We start from the raw sequence: 4,943 nt of genomic DNA, 5'->3' as shown, positions 1-4,943 counted from the left end.
GAATAAAAACTTTTGGTAAAAAAGATACCGCTTGTCCAAATATCACCGAAAGGATTGTCATCGCGGCTAAAGCAGCTGTCACACCTATAAATACCAGCCGCCGCGGGTGGTGCATTGCCAAAATCACAGCAATAAAAAATGTTTTATCGCCTAGTTCTGAAACTGTAATTAGTAATAAACCTGCGGTAAAAGCTGTTAACACTCTCTCAAGCTCCTGAAGAATCGTTTACCGATGTGAAGCTTGATGAGAACCAAAAGACCTCACCAAGTTTACACTTTTCGGTGTGAACTTAGTGAAGGTCTCGCTTTCAAATATTGATTACTTGCCACCTGAACCAGGCTCATCGCCAGTATGTTGATTCAGATGTACTGGCTTTTATGTTTTTTGCCAGCAGCTACTCCCCTTCTATGCAAAATGCATTATACATTTTTTATAAGTATAAGTCAAGAGTAGGGAATGGAGAGCATCTGAATTTTAAAGTGTTTTAAGCTCACATACGATTTGTATTATCTGTCTATTGCTGGGTAATCAACCAATGCTTGCTATAGTTACCTTTCGTTAGGCAATCACAGTAATATTTGCACTATTAAGCATTGCCTGATTCGAGAACTGGGCGATTTGGACTTGTGCTGTACCACCAACTCCATCTTTATCAAAGAATAAGTTACCCGTAGTTTGATTGTAGATGAAGCGATCGCCTGCGGTTGTCGCATTAGTCCCAAGTCGGAACAAGCCAGAATCGAGTGTACTATTCAGAGATTGGCTCAGTCCAAATTCTGCCTTGGAAATAAAGATAGTATCATCTGCAAGAATAAAATCAGCGATGGTATCATACCCTCCAGTGCGGCTACCAGCAAGGTTAAAGCTATCTCGCCCAGTTCCACCAGTCAATACATCTCGACCAACTCCTCCAGAAAGTAGATCATCACCTGCACCACCTAGCAAGGTGTCATTGCCTGAGTTACCAAAGAGGTTATCGTTGCCATCAACTCCATTCAAGATGTTAGCGGCACTATTTCCCGTCAAGATGTTATCAAGGTTGTTACCAGTACCATTGATTACCTTGCTTCCAATCAGGGTCAAATTTTCCAAGTTATCTGCCAATACCCAACTGATGGAAGATTGGACTAAATCTATACCTGCATTGAAGCCTTCAGTAATCGTATCGTTGAGGCTGTCTACAGTGTAAATGTCATTGCCGGCTCCACCATCAAGGCTATCATTACCGACTCCACTATCAAGGCTATCATTACCAGAACCACCAATTAAGGTATCATTACCGGAACCACCAATCAGGCGATCGCTACCATCAAATCCATTTAAGATGTTAGCGCCAGTATTTCCTGTGAGGATGTTATTTTCTTTGTTACCAGTACCATTGATTGTTGTGGTTCCAGTCAGAGTCAAGTTTTCCAGGTTATCTGCCAACACAAAACTCACAGAAGACTTGACTAAATCTGCACCTGCATTAGCGAATTCAGTAATAAAATCATTCGGGTTGTCTACGATGTAAGTGTCATTGCCGATTCCACCATTGAGATTATCAGATCCCAAACCTCCATCTAAGGTGTCATTGCCAATTCCACCCAACAAGGTGTCATTACCTGAATCACCGAAAAGTTTATCGTTGCCGTTTTCTCCACTCAAGGTGTTAGCGGCAGTATTTCCAATCAAAATGTTATTAAGGCTGTTACCAGTACCATTGATTGCTTCGGTTCCAGTCAGGGTCAAGTTCTCCAGGTTATCTGTTAACACCCAACTCACAGAAGACTTAACTAAATCTGTGCCTGCACTGGCGGATTCAATAATAGTGTCGCCGATGCTGTCTACAGTATAAGTGTCATTGCTTTTACCACCAATGAGACTGTCATCTCCTGCACCACCATCTAAGAAATCATTGCCGTCGCCGCCATCAAGGGTGTCGTTATCACCTAGTCCTTGGAGCGTGTCATTGCTCTGCAATCCTGAGATGATATCTCTGTTCTCTGTACCAGTTAGGTTGTTTGCACCTGAAGTGCCAGTAATTTCATTAGGAAGTTGACTAATGGTATTAGCCACTGTCAAGACAAAAATATCGCTGACAGTTGCAGTCCCATCACTGGCGGTAACTTTAATGTTGAGGCTACCAACGTTTTTATTTGTGGGAGTTCCACTGAATATGGTGCCGTTGAAGGTCAACCAAGCAGGAAGTGGGTCACCATCTTCCAAGGTGACGGTATAGGTAAGGTTATCTCCTGCATCCACATCGGTAAAGGTGTTTGCTGGTAGGGTGAAGCTAAAAGCGGTGTCTGTTGTCGATGTTTGGTCAACAATTGTATTCGCCACTGTTGGGGCATCGTTAATATTATTGACTACGATCGCGATCGCTTTCTCATAGAATAAGCCACCCCGATCTGTGGTGCGTAAAAGGATGTTGTAGCTATTCTTGATTTCGTAATCTGGCGAGCTATTAATCCGTAACTCGTTACCAACAATCGTGAAGGCGCTGTTATCAGTGCTGCCAGTACCCGAAACTAGGGTGTAAGTGTGGGTGTTATCTGCATCTGGATCAACAGTGCTAAAGTTGCCAATTACTGTGTTGGCAGGAACATTTTCGTTAACACTAGTGGCACTCAGGCTCAGGTCAGTGGGAGTAGTAGGAGTACTGTTCAGGTCAAGCTTAAAAAGTTCTTGCCCAGTGTTGCCGTTGTCAGCAACAAAGTAGAGTTTGCCATTAACGTAAGTTAGGTTGTTGGGACTAGAACCAGATAAATTAGTATTAATATCTTTGACACGGACAGTACCAGCCTCAGTGCCATCACTCTTCCACAATTCAGAGCCACCGCTGCTGTCGTAGGCACTGAAGTACAGCGTGCCGTTGACATTCGTCAGATTTTGCGGAAAAGAGTTACCCGTGCCAGAGAAGATATCTTTGACGCGGACAGTACCAGCCTCAGTACCATCACTCTTCCACAGTTCAGAGCCACCACTACTGTCAGAGGCACTGAAGTACAGTGTGCCGTTGACATTCGTCAGATTGTATGGGTTAGAGCTACCCATGCCAGAGAAGATATCCTTGACGCGGACAGTACCAGCCTCAGTGCCATCACTCTTCCACAGTTCATAGCCACCACTGCTGTCGGAGGCATTAAAGTACAGCGTGCCGTTGACATTCGTCAGATTGCGCGGTTCAGAGCTACCCATACCAAAGAAGATATCCTTGACGCGGACAGTACCAGCCTCAGTGCCATCACTCTTCCACAATTCAGAGCCACTGCTCTCGGTAGCAACAAAGTACAGCGTGCCGTTAACATTAGTCAGATTTTTCGGGTTAGAGCTACCCGTACCAGAGACGATATCCTTGACACGGACAGTACCAGCCTCAGTACCATCACTCTTCCATAGTTCAGAGCCACCACTGCTGTCGGTGGCATTAAAGTATAGCGTGCCGTTGACATTCGTTAGATTGTAAGGGCTAGAGCTACCCGTGCCAGAGAAGATATCCTTAACGCGGACAGTACCAGCCTCGGTGCCATCACTCTTCCACAGTTCATAACCATTACTACTGTTGTAGGCAGTGAAGTATAGCGTGCCGTTGACATTCATTAGATATTGCGGGCCAGAGCTACCCGTGCCAGAGACGATATCCTTGACGCGGATGGTACCGGACTGGGTGCCATCACTCTTCCACAATTCCTGACCTCCACTGCTGTCGTAGGCTCTGAAGTACAACGTGCCGTTGACATTCGTCAGATATTCCGGGTTAGAGCTACCTGTGCCAGACAAGATATCCTTGACGTGGACAGTACCAGCCTCAGTGCCATCACTCTTCCATAGTTCCCGATACCCATTACTCTCGGTGGCAACAAAGTACAGCGTGCCGTTGACATTCATCAGAGAGGACGGCTCAGAGGAGATTGTAGCAGTATTAATATCCTTAACGCGGACGGTACCAGCCTCAGTACCATCACTCTTCCACAGTTCAGTGCCAACACTGCTGTCAGAGGCATCAAAGTATAGCGTGCCATTGACATTCGTCAGATTTTGGGGGTTAGAGCTACCTGTGCCATTATTAATATCCTTAAGGCGGACGGTACCAGCCTCGGTGCCATCACTCTTCCACAGTTCAGTGCCACCACTGCTGTCAGTAGCACTGAAGTACAGCATACCGTTGACATTCGTCAGATTTTGCGGGTTAGAGCCACTGGTACCAGTATTAATATCCTTAACGCGGACAGTACCAGCCTCGGTGCCATCACTCTTCCACAGTTCATAGCCACCACTGCTGTCGTAAGCAACAAAGTAAAGCGTGCCGTTGACATTTGTTAGATTTTGCGGAAAAGAGTTACCCGTGCCAGAGAAGATATCCTTAACGCGGACAGTACCAGCCTCGGTGCCATCACTCTTCCACAGTTCATAGCCACCACTGCTATCGTAGGCAACGAAGTATAGCGTGCCGTTGACGTTCGTCAGATTGTAAGGGCTAGAGCCACTGGTACCAGAGATGATATCCTTGACGCGGACAGTACCAGCCTCAGTGCCATCACTTTTCCACAGTTCTCGACCCCCACCGCTGTCGTAGGCATTGAAGTACAGCGTGCCGTTGACATTCGTCAGATTTTGCAGCAAAGAGCTACCCATACCAGAGGCGATATCCTTGACGCGGACAGTACCAGCCTCAGTACCATCACTCTTCCACAGTTCCTCACCCCCACTGCTGTCGGTGGCACTGAAGTACAGTGTACCGTTGATATTCGTCAGATTTTGCGGGTTAGAGCCACTGGTACCAGTATTAATATCCTTAACGCGGACAGTACCAGCCTCTGTGCCATCACTCTTCCACAATTCCTGGTTCCCACTACTGTCGGAGGCATTGAAGTACAGCGTGCCATTGACATTCGTCAGATTTTGCGGGTTAGAGCTACTGCCATAGTAGATATCCTTGACGCGGACAGTACCAGCC

Annotated in this window: 2 protein-coding genes; both read right to left on the bottom strand. The window is 46.3% G+C overall.

Annotated elements, in window-relative coordinates; translation table 11 throughout:
- Positions 1-202: TMEM165/GDT1 family protein (locus IQ229_RS12950; RefSeq protein ID WP_194044261.1), on the bottom strand; the 202-nt coding region annotated here is incomplete at its 3' end.
- A gap of 357 nt (positions 203-559) precedes the next feature.
- Positions 560-4,943, bottom strand: a 4,384-nt coding sequence (locus tag IQ229_RS23995; protein WP_228013431.1) for an ELWxxDGT repeat protein, incomplete at its 5' end; no start/stop codon positions are given.

It is taken from the genome of Nostoc cf. edaphicum LEGE 07299, assembly GCF_015207245.1.
GTDB classification, from domain to species: Bacteria; Cyanobacteriota; Cyanobacteriia; order Cyanobacteriales; family Nostocaceae; genus Nostoc; species Nostoc edaphicum_B.
Note: the sequence above shows the minus strand (reverse complement) of the source record. Positions and strands in the feature narration are given on the sequence as shown.